This is a genomic window from Flavobacterium sp. (assembly GCF_036405015.1).
Lineage (GTDB): Bacteria > Bacteroidota > Bacteroidia > Flavobacteriales > Flavobacteriaceae > Flavobacterium.
In genome coordinates, this window is sequence record NZ_DASWYK010000124.1 from 1 (window position 1) to 19,422 (window position 19,422).

The window sequence follows — 19,422 nt, forward strand, 5'->3', positions numbered from 1 at the left end:
CGTTCTGTGTATGCTGAAGGCCATAAACAAAATCCGTCATGATGTTTGGCAACTAAAATAATCCCTTTCATTCCCGCTTCTTTCACCACGCGAGCCCATTGACGAACGTCTAATTGCGACGGATTAAAAAGTTCTGGCGATTCGTCTCCAAACCCCCATTCTTTATTGGTAAAAGTATTCAATGAAAAATGCACAAAAGCGTAGAATTCCATTTCCTGCCAATCGATTTGTTTCTGCGTCGGAACAGGTCCAAAAGGTTTGGGAGCATTAGCAAATTCCTGACTTGAAACATTAGAAATTATAACAAAAAGACATAAGGAAAGGAATATTTTTTTCATTCTGATCTGCTTTAAAATAGTCTATAAAGCATAAATGTAGTATAATTTGAAATCTGTTGTATAGAATTTCGACCAATGACGGGTTTTAAAGTGTTTTTGGGGTTAAATAACTTTGTTCCGTAGGAACATCTCGTTGATAGCCAATTGCAATATCGTAACATTTTACGTTCCGTAGGAACGTTTTGTTTCAACATCATTTGTTAGCAATTAAATACATCAAATGTTCCTACTGAACGTGAATAACAGCACAATCCATTTTTTTACCAACGAAACATTCCTATGGAATGATAAACTGATCTAAAAAATGACAAGCTAAACCATATCATAAAAAAAAGAGCTGTTCCTAAGAACAGCTCCTTGTAAGGTTTTTCAAGTTAGTTGTATAAGCTTACTAATTCAAAATACTTCTAAAAAAATAAATGAAAAACCAATGGTATTTTAATATTGTGGTGCAACAACCTGAGGTTTCGATTTCATAATTACTTCAACCGTACTTGGTTTAGCAAAAAACTCTTTAGCAAAAGCTTTGATATCTTCTGGAGTTATTTCGCTTAATGTTTTTTTGTAGATAACGTCATCTTTGAACGTTTCATTGTTCACCATCATATTATTTAAGCTTCCTAACCAAAATCCGTTTGTCATTACTTTTTCTGCTCTTGCTTTTAAAAGTGTATTTTTAACAGATTGAACGTCTTCTTCTTTTGGTGCTTTTTTCTGAATCAGATCGATTTGTTCGTAAACAATTTTAGTCAGTTTTTCTTCTTTTTCAGGATCACTGTCAAAGTTGATGGTCATTGTATATTCATCTGATGGCAAACGGCTTACTCCAGATTGTACGTGAACGCCATAACTTCCTCCTTCTTCTTCACGAATTAAATCCAAGTATTTTTTAGATAATAATTCAGCTAAAATATGCGATGTAAATACATTTTTATAATTGTATGGAAATTGCTTTACAAAACGAACATAAACACTTGCTTTTGGAACATTCATTTCACGAACCAATAATTGTTTTGCAACTCCAGGCGCTGGATCCAATTTATTGTCTACAAAGTTTTCCTTTTTATTGGTATCAGAAGATATACTTCCGATATATTTTTCAATTAGGGCTAATGCATTCTCAGGAAGATTTCCAGTGAATACAAAAGTGAAATCACCTGCATTTTGAATTCTTTGTTTGTAAAGTTCTGATGCTTTCTCAAAACTCAAACGCTTCAAAAATTCTTCATTCAATAACGGAACTCTTTTATTATGATTGTAATTCAATTGCGAAATAGTATCCTGAAAAACTTTCGGATTGGTATTTAAAGTATTCTCCAATGAGTTTGTAAAACCAGTAATCATTCTCGTATATGAATCTTTATCAAATCTTGGCTCTTCAAAATACAAATACAATAATTGTAATAAAGTTTCGAAATCTTTTTGATTACTAGAACCTCTAAATCCTTCTGTCAATTCTGTGATATACGGTTTTAAGTCAACAATTTTACCGTTTAGTTTGTCTTTTAAATCGGTACTTTTAAACGCTCCTAAACCAGAACTTTCTACCAAACTTACCGCAATTTGAGACGACGGAATGTCTTCTGTTTTAATTAAAGAACTTCCTCCAAAACTAAATCCTGAAAATAAAACTTCGTCTTTTGCTAAAGTTGTCGGATACAAAACAATCTTTGCTCCGTTGCTTAAAACGTAACTTTTTGCTCCTGAAATTCCTTCAATTGGAGTTTCTTTTTCTGCTTTAGAACCTTTTAATTCTGCTGTAATTAAAGGTTTATCGGTATCGGTTTCTTTGTATTTGTCAAGAGCCATTTTCTTCACAGATGCCATAATCTTTTCATAATCTGCTTTTGACGGATAAACCACCTCATTTTTTTCTGGACCCGTAACCATCAAAACAACATTATCTGTAGTCTGAAGTTTCTTAACTGCCTGATTTATATCTGCAAGAGTAACAGAAGCTAATCTCGTTTTTATATTTTCATATTGCGTTTCGATACTTTCAAACGGAACTGCTTTCAGGAAATAATTCACCAATTCCTCTGATAATCCGTCACTTTCGAATTTATCTTTATTCTGAAGCATATTTTCGTAAGAACTTAAAACCGCTTCTTTGTTACGATCTAATTCTTTTTGAGTAAATCCATAACGAACTGCTCTTTCGGTTTCAATCATCATTTCTTTGAAACCTTCAAGCGTTTTGTTGTTTTTTGGCGTTACATACAAATAGTAAGAATCTGTCAATCTTGAAACTTCTGAAGTTCCTGTTCCAATTCCTAAAACTGCTGTTTCATTGTTTTGAATGAATTCCTGATAACGTCTATTCATCATATCAGTACAAAGATTATTGATTAAATCTCTTCTGATGGTTTCATAGCTTTTTACTTTATCAAATTCCTTTTTAAAGTATAAAACAACGTTGGTTTCGTTTGCCTCTTTATCTTTTGCCAAAACGTAATTAATACCTTTGTTATTAGGAACCGAAACGTAATAACGTTCAGCCGCATTTTTAGGCATTTCTATAGAAGAAAAAGTTTCAATAATCTTCTTTTCAATCTCTTTCGGATCAATATCACCCACTACAATAACAGCTTGTAAATCTGGACGATACCATTTTTTATAATAATCTCTTAAAACCTGATAATCAAAAGTATTGATCAAATTTAAATCGCCGATAACATCACGTTTTGCATACTTCGAATCTTTGTACAAAACTTTATCTGTTTCCAAACGAAGCCTGAAATCTGAGTTTCTTCTCGTACGCCATTCTTCACGAATTACGCCACGTTCTGCATCGATTTCTGCATCTTTTAAAGAAAGAAAACCAGACCAATCGTGCAATGCCAACAAACAAGAATCAATTAGTTTTGAATCGTTTGCAGGAACGTTACTCAAATTGTAAACGGTTTGATCTTGAGCAGTGTAAGCGTTGATATCTTTACCAAAACTAACACCTTTTTTCTCCAACATATCAATGATTCCTTTTCCTTCAAAGTTTTGTGTACCGTTAAAGGCCATATGTTCTAAGAAATGCGCTAATCCGTTTTGATCGTCATTTTCTAAAATAGCGCCTACATTTTGTGCAAAATAAAAACAGACACGGTCTTTTGGCCATTCGTTATGAAGGACATAATATTTCATTCCGTTTTTTAATTTTCCCGAAACTACTTCTTTGCTCAACGGAACTGTAGTCGAAAACTGAGCAACGCTTTTAAATCCGATGAACAGGACAAAAAGCCAACATTTTGATTGAAAGATTTTCATTTGATATTTTTGTTTTTTGATTATTGGGGTGTTTTTTTTAACACATAGAATCATAGATTTTTGTTTCTCTTGAAAAGGAAATTGAAGAGAAACTCGTTTCTCAACACATAGCTTTGACGTATTTCTATGTTTGTTCAAATAAATGAAATGCCTTTTAAAGCAATCCTAATTCTATGATTCTATGTGTTTAAAAAATTAAACCCAACAATATATTTAGTTATTTTTTGAAATTCCGGACTCCTTCTTGAAGCCAGTTGTAATATCCGTTAATGTCTGGATTATAAGCCGATGGTTTGTTCAGGTCTTTTTCGTTGTGATCCATTAAAACATAATACGGCTGTGCATTGGTTTTGTATTTTAAAATCTGGAGTTCACTCCATTTTTGTCCTGTATATTTTAAGACTTTACCTGTGATTTTAGAAACCACTTGTTCATTTTCTGGTAAAGGTCTTTTGTCATCAACATATAATGAAATCAACACCACATCATTATTTAAAACATTTAAAACTTTAGGATCTGGCCAAACTCTTTCTTCCATTTTACGACAGTTTACACAGGCATAACCAGTAAAATCAATCATTACGGGTTTGTTTACTTTTTTCGCGTAAGCTAAACCTTGATCATAATCATGGAAAGTCGGAATTCCGTTTGGACCACTTTCTGCACCTTCTGGTAAATCGCTTTTTTCTGTATTTTGAGTTACAACATTTCCGAAGCCATTTGGCGATTCGCTGTATTGTTTTGCCGGTGGAAATCCACTAATGTATTGTAACGGAGCGCCCCAAAGTCCTGGAATCATATACACTACAAATGACAGCACAATTATTCCTAAACTCAATCTTCCTACAGAAATATGAGTCGAAGGCGAATCATGCGACAACTGGATTTTTCCAAATAAATAAAAAGCTAATACCGTAAATATGGCAATCCAAATAGCTAGAAATACTTCTCTTTCTAATAAATGCAATTGTAAAACTAAATCGGCGTTGCTTAAGAATTTAAGTGCTAAAGCCAATTCTAAAAAGCCTAAAACTACTTTAACCGAATTCAGCCATCCGCCTGATTTTGGTAACGAATTCATCCAGCCTGGGAAAGCGGCAAACAAAGCAAATGGTAAAGCAATGGCCAATGAAAACCCAAGCATTCCGACAATTGGTGCAATTCCCGCCTGACTTGCCGCCTGAACTAATAAAGTTCCAACAATTGGTCCAGTACAAGAAAATGAAACTACAGCCAATGCCAACGCCATAAAGAAAATTCCAACAGCTCCACCAATTTCCGATTTTTGGTCGATTTTGGTCAACCACGAACTTGGTAAAACAATTTCGAAAGCACCTAAAAATGACAATGCAAAAACCAATAAAAGCAGGAAGAAAACGATATTGAAAACTACGTTTGTAGCTAATGCATTTAAGGCATCTGCACCAAAAATAGCCGTAACCAAACTTCCTAAAATCACATAAATTACGATGATAAAAATGCCGTACATAATGGCGTTTTTAATTCCTGCCGCTTTGGTTTTACTTTGTTTGGTAAAGAAACTAACGGTCATTGGAATCATCGGGAATACACAAGGTGTAAACAAAGCAGCAAGACCTCCTAAAAAGCTGAAGAAAAATAAAGTCCAAAGACTTTCTTCAGGGGCTGTTTTTCCTGAATCAGTTTCTGTTGTCTTTTTTAAACTTTCAGAAGTGTCTTTGCTGACAGTGCTAACAGAATCTGTTGTGTTGTTTGTGGTATCCTGTTTAGTGATTGATTCGTCTTGTGCAGGCAAATCTGTATTTTTTTCTTCTGTTACGGCAACTGCTGTATCTTCGTTTTTAACCGGTGTATCTGATTTTTTAAAAGTAAATTTTACTTCTTTTTCTCCTGGAGGCAAACAGCTGTTATCATTACAAACCATAAAAAATATGGTCGCATTGATCGTAAAAGCTTCGTTTGTTTTTCTTTCTATATTCTGTGTAAAAACTGCTTTATCTGCAAAGTATTTAATTCGCATATTAAAAACAGGATCGTCTACTTCATGTCCCGCAGGCTCAACTACAGAACCGATTGTTTTGTAGTTTTTAGACTTCGGAAAAGTAAAACTTGTTGGTGCTGGTCCGCCAGATGGAACATTTTGAGAATAAATATGCCAGCTTTTATCAATTTTGGCAATTATACTCAAAGTATATTTGTTCTCTCCTATTTCTTTTACGGATGTTGTAAACGAAACTGGATCGTAAATTTGGGCAGTGAGGTTAGTTATCGCAAAGAAAAATGCGATAAAAAGGACTATTTTTTTCATGATGTTAGAATGAAATACTACAATTGAAAAATTGCGATGATTTTAATCTTTGTCAAAGTTTAAAACTTTGACAAAGATGTAGTTGTCATCATTTTTTATATCGACTCAAAATCCATTTTGAAATATCTGCCAGCACTTCTTCGGCAAAAACTTCATCAATTTCTTTGGCTTCATTTTGCGTACAAGTTTTACAATGCTGATACATGTGATTCAAATTTGGATAAATCTTTGTCGTTAGATCTTTTGTTCCCAGATATTTTTTGAACGAATCAATGTTTTCAACAGCTGGAACTTGAATATCTTTATCACCGTTTGCTATATATACTGGAATTGTAATTTTTGGCAGATAATTTTCTGGTTTGTAATGAATCGTGTAACGATACCATTTTCTGTCGGCATCTTTTCCGTAACGGTATAAGAAAGTCTGATCACGTCCGTCTAATAATTGCACTTCTTTTAAAGTTGTCGAATCCTGTTTTTGCATCCATTCTTTCAGCTTTACTTCCATCGCTGGCTGCGCTGATTCTCCGTCTTTGGTGTTGTACACAATGTTAAACATGATGTTGTACATTTCCATTTGTTTTGCAACTACTTTATCCGAGAATTTATAACTTTTTAGAATTGCTGTATTTTGAAGATTCAACATTTCTAGTCCGCTTACTCCAACTCCAGATAAACTGATCATGAATTTTACGTCTTTGTTTCTTGAACTCACAATTGAGGCAATCATACCGCCTTCGCTGTGGCCAATTAATCCGATATACGATGGATCAATGTTTTTATCTTTTTTTAGGTAAGCAATTTCTTCCTCAATATCATTTGCAAAATCGCCAGTTGTAGCGTTTTGAAAATCTCCAGTTGTTTTACCAATTCCTCTATCATCAACACGTAAAGAAGCAATTCCGTTTTTAGCCAAATGATCTGCTAAAACGGTGAAAAATTCTCTTCCCATATACGTATAATTACGATCGTGCTGTCCCGTTCCCGAAATTAAAATCGCTAATGGATATTTCTTTTTCCCTTGCGGAATGGTCAATGTTCCTCCGTAAGTCAGTTTGGTGTTTTTTCCTAAAAACGTCATATCAATAACTTGGTACGGATACGGTTTCTTAGGATGCTGTGAAAAGAATAAAGGTTCAATACTGCTTTGTTTCTTTAGTACAAGCGAAATATTAGGAAACGAATAATTGTTGAAAATTCCCGAAATTGCTGTTTTATCGGCATTGTACTTTCCTTTAAAAACAAAACCATACATTTCATTTTTAAAGAAAACACTATCCTTTTCTTTCTTAATTCCAACCTTAATAGAATCATAAGACATTTCTGGAATACTCAACAAAAGCGAGTCTTTTTTGCTGTCAAAATCCCCCGTGATTATTAAGCGGGAAGAATGGTATTGCCCCTGCCAGATGGTTTGAGAAAAACCAATCTGACAGCACAATACTAAAATACTGAGATATAAAAAATGAAAAATTTTCATTACTTAACCTTTATTAACTAAATTATTTATTCTCAGATTTTAAATATTCAACGATGATCGAAATTTCGTCAGCCAATTCGCTTGGGCTTCCAAAATAACCATTCGACATCCATCTTAATTTTCCGTTCTGATCGATAATCATTTTTTCTGGAATTCCAGAGAAATGAAATGCTTTTGAATACTTGTCATAAACAGCATCAAATTTTCCTGTTTTTGGATTTTTGCTATCGTACAAAATTGTAAAATCAAATCCTTTTTCTTTGATGAAAGCCTGAGTCTGCGCTTTAAAGTCTTTGATGTATTCCATTGTATCCACAAAATAGAATTTTACATTCTGATCTTCTTTGTATTTATTTACTGCCATATTCATTCCTGGCATTGCATTTTTACAAGGTCCGCACCACATTGCCCAGAAATCAAGAACCACAATTTTACCTTTTTGATCCGCTAATTTTACTTTTCCACCACGGCTGCTTTCCATTTCAAATCCGTCAATTGGAAGATTGATCAATTCTGAAATTAATTTCTTTTTGTGCTCTTCGTTTGTTTCTGATTTTAAAGAATGGAAATAAGTATCAAAATCTGCTTCTTTTTTTCCTTCTTTTACAAATAAATCTTTGAAAGTTGCAATAGATGTTGGCGTGATTTTGTTTGCTTTTGCAGCTGAAATTAGGTAAGCTTTTCCTTCAGCCGTTTTTCCTTCTCTTAAAAGCATTCTTGAATACACTTCATTGTATTGTGCATCTTCAAACTTCATAAGTGGTTTGATTTTCTCTAAATATTTTTTAGATAAATCATAGTTTTTGAAAATTTCTAAAAGTTTAGCATAAGTAAAATATTCTCTTGCAGCATTTTGCAACGCTTGAGCCTGCCATTCTTTTAAAGATAATTTTCCAACATACTCTTTTGGTACAAATGCTTCTCTGCTTTCCATTTCAGGAATAATTACATCTGCATATTTTTTCAATGTTTCCAATGATGTTTTTTCAGTTCCTTCTTGATCTCTGTCAAAAGGAATTGAAATTAAATGCCAAGCATAATCAACTAAAATATTGTAAGAAACATTTTTTACACTATTGATTGCATAGCTGTAATCTTTGTTTTTTACGATATAGTTGTAAGCAATTCCTTTAAACATTTTATCATAAAACAAACCTTCTGTATCTGTATTTACATCAAGAAATTTGCTTTGCGGAAAGTTTTTCTCAAAAGCATTGTACAGGGCTACTTTCTTATTGAAATCGGCTTCATTAAAAATCTTTCTAATTTCAAGATCACGTGCTAAAACTCCGTTTGGATATTTTTTCAATAAAACATTTTGAACAGAATCTGCAAAAACTTTATGTTCTGGTGTCAATAAAGCAATCGTTTTCTGGATGTTGTATTGTGTTGCATTATCTAAATCTTTTCCACCTAAAACAAAACGAACTTCTCTTTTAATCAGTTTTGGCTGTGGTTCACCAGTTTCAAGTTGTTTCAATTTTGAACCTTCATAAAACACATGCGTACGGCTTTCAGGGTGATATTTCAATTCATTATTAATCCAAAACAAAGAAACTTCTTTTTTGATGTAAGCACTGTCATGAACAATATTCGGCACTTGATCTTGCAAATCTGGACTTCTCAAAAATCCCCATCCTACATAAGAACCAAGACTTTTTTCTAAAATCCAAGAATAGGTCATTTTTTCTCCATTATCTTTGATAGTATCCGATTTAAAAACACAGGTAATAAAAGCTGCTTTGTCTGAAAGCTTCATTTTAGTCTGCCATTTTTTATCTCCAGCCGATTTTAAAGTAATATCGTCTGCAAGCCATCTAAAATTATCGTAAGTATAAACAACACCTTCAACATGTTTTGCATTTGCTAACGGAGTGCCTGCAGCATTGTAAGTAATTGTAATTTCTTCACCAGCATTTGGATGTTCTGGCGTTAGAAGAAACTTTTGTTCGCTGGTTTGAGCCAATAAAGTACTAGTGATACCAAAAAAGAATAGTACCAATTTGAAATTTTTCATATTGTTTGTTTTTTGAAATTTAGTGCACTCAAAAAAATGAGTGCACTTTTATGATTAATCTAATTATGGATTTTGCTGCAAGTTTGGAGCGTATTCAAAATAAATTGGAGCAAAAGGTAATTGATAACGATCGCTGTTTGGCGCTAATGTAAAGGTTTGTCCTGCAAAAGTATGTGTAATGGTTTTGGCAAATTCAGGTTCTTTATTTAATCGTTTCAAATCAAACCATCTAAAACCGCCCGTTCCCATTAATTCTCTTCTTCTTTCTGCCAATACTTTGATTAAAGCATCTTTGCTGTCTATTGCTGTCATAGGCACATATTGTGCTGCTCTAAATCTTTTTTGTCTTAATTTATTGATTTCAGCCATTGCTAGATCGCCAGAACCTGCTCTTGCCTGACACTCTGCTTTTATAAGCATCATTTCTGGTACCGTTGGACCTGCGTTTCTACTTTCTCCTGTTAAACCTTCTTTAGCATAAGATCTTCCTATTGTGTAGTCAGAACTAAAACTGCTTGATGGCTGGGTAAACAATACGTAACGCAAATCGTTTGTATCAAACGTATTGATCAACTCATTACTTAATGATAGGATTTGTGGTGCATAAGAAAGAGAACTGTATCCGTTCCATTTTGATAAAATTAACTCTGAATCAAATCTTCTAGTTGGAAAAGCACTAAACTCAAAATCTTCAAGATTATTTAACGTACTTTGAATCGCCAATGCTTTTTCTGCATTTTCTAAAGCCAAAGGATAATTACGCATATATAAATAGGTTCTTGCTAAAAGTGCATAAGCAGAAGCTCTGGAAGGAAATGCAACGTTGGTACCTGAATTAATTGGTTTTAATCCTGAATTCACTGCATCATTCAAATCGCTAAGAATAATATCGTATGCATTCTGAACAGAAGTTCTTTTGATATCATCTGATACAGTCGGAGTTGTAAAAAGTACAATTCCAGGATCTGTAGCAGCAGTTGTCGCATCATAAGCTTTTCCAAAAGTATTTACTAATGTCAGAAAGATGAAAGCACGGTGTACTTGTGCTTCTCCCTTTATCGCAAGTTTTTCAGCTTCGGTTCCATTTTTACTTTTCATTACTTCATTGATCACAATATTCACATTATATAGTGCACTATACAAACTATTCATATTATAATCTAATTCACCATCAAGATAAATTTGATCCGACCATTTATACAAATTAACAAAAGGACGATAGTAATCTGAAGCCCCTAGTGCTGTAGTCTGAGCGTCATTTTGAAAGCTTATATCATCTGATGCCACATCAACAGCACCATAGCTAATATCATATACATATGAATTTTGCAATAGATATCTATAATTTTCAGTTTCTTCGGGAATTAATCTGCCCTCAGTTTTAATATCAACGTAGTTATCACAGCCCAAAACAATTGCCCCTAAGGCTATTATTGTGATGTATTTTAAATATTTTTTCATCTTCAAAAAATTAAAAATTAACATTAAAACCAATTGAGTACATAGCCATTGCAGGCAGTTTCATATTAGTCCCTGTGTAAGGTAAAAAGTCAGGATCTAAACCGTCTTTATTTTTTCTCCAGAAGAAACCAAGATTTCTAGCAGTAAAAGTTATAGAAGCACCTGTTATAGAACCTCTATTAATCAAGTCTTTCAAATCATATTTAAGTGAAAGCTCTCTAAAACGAATATGATCTCCTTCTACAATCTGGTCTTCTCCAAACATATATCGCACGTAACTTAAACCTGTCGAACCTACAATTCCAGGCACTGACGTAGTGGCCTCATCACCTGGGTTCCTCCATCTTTTATCTATATCTGTATTTAAATCGTATCGGCTAAATCTTCCTGATCTGTCTACATAATTTCCGTAAGTTGGCTTAAAGAATACGTAATCAAACTTGTAGGTTGCTAAAATGTATAACGATAATTTTTTATAAGTAAAGGTGTGATTGAAACTACCGAAATAAGAAGGAATATTAGTTCCCATATACTTCATATCTTCAATATCTTTTAGAGAAGTAAAAGAATTCACAATGTTACCAGACTTATCGTAAACCTGTGTTCTACCCGTTGCATCTAATCCTGCTGATCTAAAAGCAAATATACTGTTCAATGGATAACCTTCAACTGGCGGTGTCGTTCCAGCACCGTTTAAATATTGACTGTAATTTTGAAAACGAGAATCTGTTACTTCTGAAGTATTGTAAGAAACTACAAGACCTGCATTCCACGAAAAATCCTCTGTTTTAAGAATAGTTCCATTTAAACTTAAATCAACTCCATTTCCTTCTATTGTTGCTGCATTTTGTTTTAATGAGTTATTTTGAACACCATAAAATGGAGAAATCGGGAAGTCTACAATTAAATCTTTACTATTCTTTTTATAATATTCTATTGTACCTCCTAATCTATTATTTAGGATAGAAAAATCTATTCCTAAGTTTAATATTGCCGTTTTTTCCCAACGTAAATTAGGATTTGCCGGAGCAGTAACAAACGCATATGGTAATTGTGAAAAAGTATCTAAATTACTCAAACTGATGTTTGTAAAAGGAAAAACATCCAAATTGATATTCCCATTATAACCGTAACTAGCTCTCAAACTTAAACTGTTAAACAAGTTACTGTCTTTTAGAAAAGATTCTTCTTTAACATTCCATTTTGCTCCTGTAGACCAAAGCGGCGTTCTTCTTAGTCTTTTATCTACTCCAAAATTATTGTAATCATCTAAACGCGCACTTCCAGTAAGTGTATATTTATTTTTAAACGTATAACCTGCATTTGCGTAGTACGATAAAAATCTTCTGCGAACATCTTTATGCTCGTTACCATAATTTACTGTATAGTTATATCCATTTACATCAATGTAATTTTGCGACGGAAGATCTACAGAAGTTTGAGTTTTCGGATTATAGCCAAACAATGTTCTGCTATCTACAGTTTCTCTTGTTTCTCTGGCTTCAATACCTGCCATTGCATTAATCAAATGGTCCTGAGCAATAATACCATCATAATTTAATTGTCCTCTTACTGTATAACTGCTAGCTCCAAATTCATTATTCTGATAAATTCCTCCTTTTGGAATACCATATACCAAATCACCATTACTATTTCTTGATGTAGCAGAGTTAATTCTATCACGTGTGTAAAATGTATTTTCATTGTACATATTATCATTTGATGTACGTCCATTTTCTATAGAATAAGTACCTACGGCATCTAAACCTTTTAATAAAGGAGCTGTAGCAGAGATTGTTGCTCCAAAATTTAGTTCATTTGATGAATTGTCTAAATTATTTAATTCATCAACATAATTGTAAGTCCATGGTAAATAACCGGCTTGTTCCAATGGAATAGTCTGTCCACTGTAATAACGTTGATAGTAATTTACTGATTTCCCATCATCTCCAACAATTTGATTGTATGGCAATAAGGTATTTTGATTAATCCCTAATGGACTAAGTCCTAAACCGTTTGCATTGTATTTAAAGATCGATCCTCTTAAGCTTGTTGACATTTTCAGATAATTGAAAAGCTTAAAATCTTGATTAGATAACAAAGTTAAACGTTGTCCGTTAGCTCCTTTTGCCTGAGTCTCTTCTTTAGAATAAGATCCTGACATAAAATAAGAATAATCATTTTCTGCACCACTAAACGATAAATTGTAATTTTGGGTAGTTGCTGCTTGAAGTAAATACTGCTCTGCTTGCCCGTAAGTATTACGATTACGTAAAACATCTAGACCAGCATTTTTTTCAGCTTCAGAGATAGTACCACGTTTGTATTGAAACATCAATTCAAGTCCTTGACTAATAGGAGGTGCTAGCGTATAGGTGATACTTGCTGGATCTGTAATTAAATTTTTATCTACAAATTCTTGTTCTAAATTTAAAACTTGAGACGAATTCATCAATGGTAATTTTGATAAAGAAGGTTTCATAGAAAAACCATAATTTTGAGAAAAGTTAATTCTCGTTTGCCCTTGTTTACCTTTTTTTGTATCAATTACCATTACTCCATTTGCTGCTCTCGCACCATAGATAGAAGCCGACGCAGCATCTTTTAGAAACGTAATTTTTTCAATATCATTTGGATTTATCGTTCTGATATCCAGTTCTGTTGGCGTTCCATCTAATACAATTAAAGGCATTGCATTAGTTTCCAGCGTAGATTTACCTCTAATGGCAACATTATAGCTTGATCTTCCTTGCCCATCTCCATAAGTAGTTCCGTATACAAAAGTATTATCAGAATCTAAAATATTCAATTGCAAACCTGCTACCTGCCCTTCTAATCTGTGAAGCACATTATTTACTGGTACTTTTTCTAATTCTTTAGCTGTAATTGCTACGAAAGATCCAGTAGAACGTTCTCTGTCGATTTTTTGGTAACCTGTTGAAACGATTTTAACTTCATCCAATTTGCTTACATCCTCTAACAAAATTGGATTAATGATCAAGCTGTCAGAAACGGTTACTTCTGATTTTTTATATCCTAAATATTCAAAAACAAGAACGTCTCCTTTTTTAGCCATGATTTCGTAAGAACCATCAAAGTTGGTAATGGCACTTTTTCTAGTACCTTTTACCCAGACTGTAGCACCAATTAAAAATTCTTTTTTAGCATTGGTTACCACTCCTTTAATTTTCACATCTTCATCTACTGCAGCAACTGTTGCTGTTCCAATATTGGCTTTTGTATTTAATGCAATAACAATCAATTTGTTATTTACGAATTCTGCTTTATAGTTATCACCTATTAACTCTTTGATAACTGCCATGACATCAGCATTGTTTACTGCTATATTTACTCTTCTCTGTGCGTCAAAAACATCATCACTGTAGAAAAACTCAACATTGGTTTTTCTCGTAATTGTTTTTAAAACATTCGATACTGACTGGTTTCTCGCGTTTATGCTTACTTTTTGGGAATAGGCAAAGGCAACTACGTTAAAAAGAAATATGGTTAATATTAGGGATTTCTTCATAAGGTCAAGAAATTTATCCCAAAGCGCGGATTTTACCCCACAATCTTTTGCGGATAGGTTTTTTTTCATACTTTTAAATGTTTTGGTTGGTTAATTGATTTCGAACTCTTTTTGTCGACTGAACAAATACTCGCCGGGAAATACTGCAATATTTTCCGGTTTTCTTTTTTACTTACTTACGGTTACTTCATACGTTTGGTTTACTTTGGTTATTTTATATTTAACATTGGATGATTTACTAATAATATCTAGAAAATGATCAATAGGTTCGTCTTTTAAAACGATTCCCGTAAACTTAATCTGCTCTAATGCTTTTTGTTCGAACTTCACATTAAAGTTGTACCATCTTGCCATTTTAGTCAAAATGTTTTTCAGATTTTCGTTTTCGAAATAAAACTTGCCGTCTTTCCAAGCTGTATAAACAGATGGATCAACATCTACAACTCTTAAACCAGCATTTCTAGAACGAGCTTGTTGTCCTGGATTTAAAACGACTGTTTGATTATCTTCAGAAACTTTTACTTTTCCTTCAGCAAGAGTCGTTTCAAAATTTTTGTCTTCTTCGTAAGCGCTCACATTAAAATGAGTTCCTAAAACAGTTACGTTTCCAGATTTAGTTTTTACTGTAAATGGAGCCTTCGGATCTTTACTTACTTCAAAGTAAGCTTCTCCTTCTAAAGTCACATTACGTGTATTTCCACTAAATTCAACAGGATATTTTAAAGTAGATTTTGAATTCAGCCAAACTTTAGTTCCATCAGAAAGATTAACAGCATAAATACCACCAACTGGAACAATCAAACTATTTTCTCCTGTAGAAACTTTTCCGTTTAATGCTTTTGCGTCGTAAACCAAAACTTGATTTACATTAGAAATTACTCCATTTTTAGAAACAATTTTTTCTTTTTTAGGTTCTAAAGAAACAACCGTTCCGTCTGCCAAAACCAAGGTCGGATGATTGTATTGTGGCTCAATGCTTTTTACCACTACTTCTTCCTTTTTTGGCTCTCCAGTTTTATTCATATAAAAGAAAACAGAAGAGATTCCAGCTAAGAAAACTAAAATTGCGGCATATCTCCATACTTTTCTATAATTGAAAAGCGAAATTACAGGCGAATCTTCAAAATAAAGTTTTTCCTTAATTCTTTCGAAAGCTGCATCAGTATTGACCGCATTATAAAATCTTTCTTTTCCCTTTAAAGTTTCTAAATCAATAACTTTCTGATAATATTCTTGATTTTCGGGTACAGAAAGCCACTCTTGCAAAAGAGCATTTTCTTCAATCGATAATTCTCCCGTAAGCAGTTCTTTTCTTATGAGAGCAGCGATTACAAATTCTTTCTTTCCTTGGGACATATTTTTTGATATTAAGTGTCGGTTATTAACAGTTTAAGTAAATGTTATATAACTAAGAGTACGAAACATCAAAAATGGGTGGAAGGTTTTTTGATTTTTTTTAAAGAAAAAGCAAAATAAATAAAAGTTCGGAGTGATTTTTAAGTTTTTCCTTCAATAATTCTATAGCGCGGGCGCGTTGTGACTTAACTGTATTAATAGAAATATTAAGCTGTTCGGCAATATCTTTGTATTTCATTCCTTCTAAACAAGAAAGTTCAAAAACTTCTTTACATTTTTCAGGCAACGAATTTAAAGCATCAATTAAATCAGAATATAATTCTTCTTCCAGAATATTAAAATCAAATTCTGCAGTTTCATCAGAAAGTTTATGGTCGAGTTCTACCACTTTTTGTTCTTTCTTCAAAGCCAATAAAGAACCGTTTCGAACCATGGTGTAGAGATACGATTTTACGTCATTTATCTTTTCAAACTTAACACGGTTTTCCCAAAGTTGCAACATTACGTTTTCGACAACTTCTTCGGCCAAGAAATTATCTTTTACAAAGTTTAAACTATAGCTCACAAGCCTTGGATACAAAGAATAAAATAGTTCTTTGTAGTAAGCTTCATCAATTCTAATATTTCCTTGTTCTGAGCTAATCTTTGTCTTCCTTTATTTGCGCAAATATAAATTTTATATCAACAAAACATCATTTTTACAAAATAATTATCATCAAATTCCTTAAAGCACTGCAAAAAAGTAAGAATAAAATGCTTTTTTGGTTTCAAGTCATATAATTCTCAAATTCTGAAAAATGGTTTATACTAAATATACGTAATAATTTGATTTTTGTTTTTATAATAAAATCTAAATTTCCTTGGTTCTCATTTTTGAAATAGAAATCAGGATAACAGACAAAACCACAAAAGCAATTAAAACAAAAGTCCCGTTTATAAGAGCCGTTTTAAAACCTAATTTAGTTACATCAATAAAAGGATAAGGATAAAAATCCGTCATTATTCCGTGAAACAAAGTGTAAATGATATATATAATCGGATAAATCAGCCAAAATAAAATCACCTTAAAAGAAATTTTTCCTGGACTAACAAAAGCGATCCAATAAAAGAAAAACAAAACTGGAACAACAGTATGAAATATCTCACTCACAATAAGATGATGTCCTTTTAAATCAACAAGAGAACGAAGAAGCAGATTGAAAACCATTCCGACAATTAAAATATAAACCGTAATTGCAGTAATAGTGGTACACTTTTTAAAAAAGGAATTCAATTTACATTTTCCTCCAAATAATAGCAATGCGCTACAAATGAAAACTATTGTATTTGTAAGAATAGTAAAGAAGCTAAAAAAACGAACGGCTGCACTGAAGAAAGTAAATTCAGAACCTTTTAATAGAAGATAAAACTGTACGGGTAAAGCATATAACTCGAGGGCAAAAATGATACCCAGCAAAATTTCCCCTTTTATTGTTGTGGTATTTTCTTTTTCCATAGTGTACTAAAGTCAGTTCACTAAAATAAGGATTTTTATTCTAATTTCACATCACCCTTTTTTGCTTTTCGCTTTCTGTAATTGTCTTTTCAAGTCTTGAAAACTGCGTCTTTTCCTGCTTCGCACTCATAATCCAATGAATCATCACTTTCTTGTAAGATGGTGCTTGTTTCTCAAAAAACTCCCAAGCTATCTTGTTCCTTTTAAATTGCTTTTCATAAGCTTCTAAAAGTGGAACAGGTTCTGTTTCGTGTGAATAAATTTTAGATTTATTTTCTGTTCTAAAACTAAATGCTTTTAAACCTGCTTCAGTCATTAAACCTACTTTGGTTAAATCTTCTATTTTTTGAATATTGATAGCGCTCCAAATACTGGAAGTTTTTCTTGGTGTAAAACGAATCGTATAACTGTCTTTATCAATAGATTTTCGAACACCATCAATCCAACCAAAACAAAGCGCCTGATCTACAGATTCTGACCAACTCATAGACGGCTTTTTAGTTGTCACTTTATAAAAACCAACCAAAAGTTCTTTTTCTTTCTGATGATTTTTTTCTAGCCATTTTCTAAAGTCTTTCTGATCTGCAAAGAATGTAGGTGTCATTTTGTTTTTTTATAAATATATAAAGAATCTCGCAAAGTCGCTAAGACGACAAAGTTTAAATAAAATAAACCATATAAGTTATATAAGTTCAATTAAGCTAAAACTTAAATTACTTACATAACTTATATGGTTCAAAAAATTTTGCCTCTTAGCGAGCAATAAGTCTATTTACTTTTGAATTTATAGATTAAGTATCACAAGTAACATGATCCCAATCTTGATCCATATAATGAATCAGCCAATTGAGTGCATATTGTCTTTCGTAAACAATTCCAGGATTAATGCCTTCAATTTGATTTCCTTTAATTCTTTCGTCCACACAAGCCCAATTGTATCGGTAATACAAATCGGCTGCGTCTAAAATTTCATTTTTAGAGCGAACTTCGTTCACCGCATTTATAAAATCAAAAGGATCTTTATCTTTTCCAACAGGATAATTTTCTGAACTGATATTTTCCAGATTGCAAAACTCGTTTGGAAAATCAAGCGTATCAACTTTTTTCAAAGCCCACATCAAAGTCCAAATTCCTTCGCATTTCCATGTTTCATACATTTTTCTGTCATCTGTTGGATTTGCTAAAAACTCTTTTTCGCCTTCTGTTACAAATTCCCACAGTTTATAATTCTGTAAATAATCAACAGCTTCTTCAGGTGAAATACTATTAAAAGCCACCAAATTCGTTACAGCCAAAACACTCACTCTTTCAGCTATTTCTTTTGCCGATCGAATTGTAGTTTCTCTTTCCGATTCAACACAAGGCAAATGTTTGTTGATTTTAATATTTTCTCTTTCAAGAATTACTTCATTTTTAGCTTTTCTTTCTATTTGATCTTCATCTAATTCATTCTGATCACCGTCAAAATATTCTGAATTGATATGAACTTCTAAATTATCAATTTCACATTTTCCGTCTGTATCAATAATCAGATTTAGATCTTTATCCAAAAAATGCTGCGTTTCAGATTTGCTTATTATAGTTTTCGGCTGAACAAATAAAACAGCATCAAATTCCTTTGCAAGATCGGCTATTATACCATCTAATTCTTTCAATTCTCCTTTGTCTTCACGAATCGAAAATTCAGAATTCAGCGTTTGTATTTTATGAAGAAATAATCCTTTTACCTTCTCATTTTCAGTCGGCAACGAATCAACAAAACCATACAAACCTTTTAAATTAGCTGTTAAATCAGAATCGTCTACTTGCGGAATTTGATAAGAAGGAACAGCTCTTTCTCTGTAGAAAATAGTTACTTTTTTAGACGGACTTAAGATTCCTCCTTTTACTTCAAACTCTAAGTTTTCACCATCAGTAGAAAAAACTCCTTTAGGAACATGAGAAAGAAATATTTGTTTGATTTTTTCCAGTCCTAAATGATGCGAATAAATTGTACAAGTCATTTTACGGCTTTTAAATTATTTAGGCTAATATAGGTTTAATTTTACAAAATCTATAAAAAATACTTGAAAGCATATTGTTAAAAATCTCGCAAAGACACAAAGATTATACAAAAAAATTAAACCATATAAGTTATGTCAATTAAGCTAAAACTTAAATTACTTACATAACTTATATGGTTAAAAAAAACTTTGCGT

Annotated in this window: 12 protein-coding genes; all 12 read right to left on the bottom strand. The window is 32.6% G+C overall.

Translation table 11 applies throughout. The features are described from left to right. A partial coding sequence (locus VGE71_RS09635) for an alpha-L-fucosidase (RefSeq protein ID WP_331138137.1) occupies positions 1–338 on the bottom strand: 338 nt, incomplete at its 3' end. Positions 339–776: 438 nt separating this feature from the next. Further along, positions 777–3,599 (bottom strand): insulinase family protein, encoded by a 2,823-nt coding sequence (locus VGE71_RS09640; protein WP_331138138.1) that lies wholly within the window; start codon positions 3,597–3,599, stop codon positions 777–779. 217 nt (positions 3,600–3,816) lie between these two features. Then, positions 3,817–5,886 (bottom strand): protein-disulfide reductase DsbD family protein, encoded by a 2,070-nt coding sequence (locus tag VGE71_RS09645; RefSeq protein WP_331138139.1) that lies wholly within the window; start codon positions 5,884–5,886, stop codon positions 3,817–3,819. A gap of 88 nt (positions 5,887–5,974) precedes the next feature. Continuing rightward, positions 5,975–7,366, bottom strand: coding sequence for an alpha/beta hydrolase (locus VGE71_RS09650; protein WP_331138140.1), 1,392 nt, complete (start codon positions 7,364–7,366; stop codon positions 5,975–5,977). Positions 7,367–7,388: 22 nt separating this feature from the next. Next, positions 7,389–9,383, bottom strand: coding sequence for a TlpA disulfide reductase family protein (locus VGE71_RS09655; RefSeq protein ID WP_331138141.1), 1,995 nt, complete (start codon positions 9,381–9,383; stop codon positions 7,389–7,391). A 63-nt stretch (positions 9,384–9,446) separates the two neighbouring features. Next, positions 9,447–10,844: a RagB/SusD family nutrient uptake outer membrane protein gene (locus VGE71_RS09660; RefSeq protein ID WP_331138142.1), complete on the bottom strand. Its 1,398-nt coding sequence runs from the start codon at positions 10,842–10,844 to the stop codon at positions 9,447–9,449. A gap of 10 nt (positions 10,845–10,854) precedes the next feature. Further along, entirely contained in the window at positions 10,855–14,442 is a 3,588-nt protein-coding gene (locus VGE71_RS09665; RefSeq protein WP_331138143.1) for a SusC/RagA family TonB-linked outer membrane protein, read from the bottom strand. A gap of 99 nt (positions 14,443–14,541) precedes the next feature. Then, the gene (locus VGE71_RS09670; protein WP_331138144.1) at positions 14,542–15,729 is read right to left on the bottom strand and encodes a FecR family protein; all 1,188 of its coding nucleotides are present in this window, start codon (positions 15,727–15,729) and stop codon (positions 14,542–14,544) included. A gap of 100 nt (positions 15,730–15,829) precedes the next feature. Next, positions 15,830–16,372 carry an RNA polymerase sigma-70 factor gene (locus VGE71_RS09675; RefSeq protein ID WP_331138148.1) on the bottom strand — a complete coding sequence of 181 codons (543 nt, stop codon included), beginning with the start codon at positions 16,370–16,372 and terminating at the stop codon, positions 15,830–15,832. A 207-nt stretch (positions 16,373–16,579) separates the two neighbouring features. Further along, positions 16,580–17,224, bottom strand: a complete 645-nt coding sequence (locus VGE71_RS09680; RefSeq protein ID WP_331138145.1) for a Pr6Pr family membrane protein — start codon at positions 17,222–17,224, stop codon at positions 16,580–16,582. A 46-nt stretch (positions 17,225–17,270) separates the two neighbouring features. Next, entirely contained in the window at positions 17,271–17,828 is a 558-nt protein-coding gene (locus VGE71_RS09685) for a YdeI/OmpD-associated family protein (protein ID WP_331138146.1), read from the bottom strand. Positions 17,829–18,015: 187 nt separating this feature from the next. Then, a complete protein-coding gene (locus VGE71_RS09690) occupies positions 18,016–19,227 on the bottom strand; it encodes a DUF4272 domain-containing protein (protein WP_331138147.1) in 1,212 nt (403 codons plus the stop codon). Positions 19,228–19,422 lie beyond the last annotated feature (195 nt).